This is a genomic window from Acinetobacter sp. GW821-FHT09D10 (genome assembly GCF_059416285.1).
In genome coordinates this window covers 1-683 of sequence record NZ_JBWKOW010000019.1, presented here as the reverse complement: position 1 = coordinate 683, position 683 = coordinate 1, and the positions used below count along the sequence as shown (strand labels likewise).

1 pseudogene is annotated in these 683 nt (G+C 41.9%); it reads left to right on the top strand.

Annotated elements, in window-relative coordinates:
• Nucleotides 1-683, top strand: a pseudogene (locus AC07M3_RS19050) (fimbria/pilus outer membrane usher protein); the annotation flags it as partial.

The window sequence follows — 683 nt, the reverse complement described above, 5'->3', positions numbered from 1 at the left end:
TTCCTTCAAACATGTTGGCGGATTATTCAGTTGACTTAAATGGTCAACAGCTCACGAGTCCTCATTTACTAAAAATAAAACCCTTAAACGCTGCCATTTTGAACTACAGCCTCTATCACACCCTGACTAATGACGAGAATGTTTTCTCCGGTTCGGCAGAAGGCATTTTTAACAGTGCAATAGGTAACTTTTCTTCAGGGGTACTATATAACGGAAGTAATGAAAATAGTTATAGCCATGAAAAGTGGGTGCGCCTAGAGAGTAAGTGGCAGTATGTAGACCCTGAAAAGATCAGGATATATACCTTAGGGGATTTTATTTCCAATAGTTCTGATTGGGGGAGTAGTGTCCGCCTTGCTGGTTTCCAGTGGTCGAGTGCTTATACCCAACGTGGTGATATTGTCACTTCGGCATTACCACAATTTTCCGGCTCGGCTGCACTGCCTTCGACATTAGATTTATATGTCAACCAACAAAAGATTTATTCAGGGCTTGTGCCTTCAGGTCCGTTTGACATTAAGCAGCTCCCGTTTATTTCGGGTAATGAAGTCACGCTTGTAACCACCGATGCAACAGGTCAGCAGAGCATTACCAAACAGGCTTACTATTTTTCATCTAAAATTTTGGCAAAAGGCATCAATGAATTTTCAGTAGATGTTGGGGTTCCTCGTTATAACTATGGG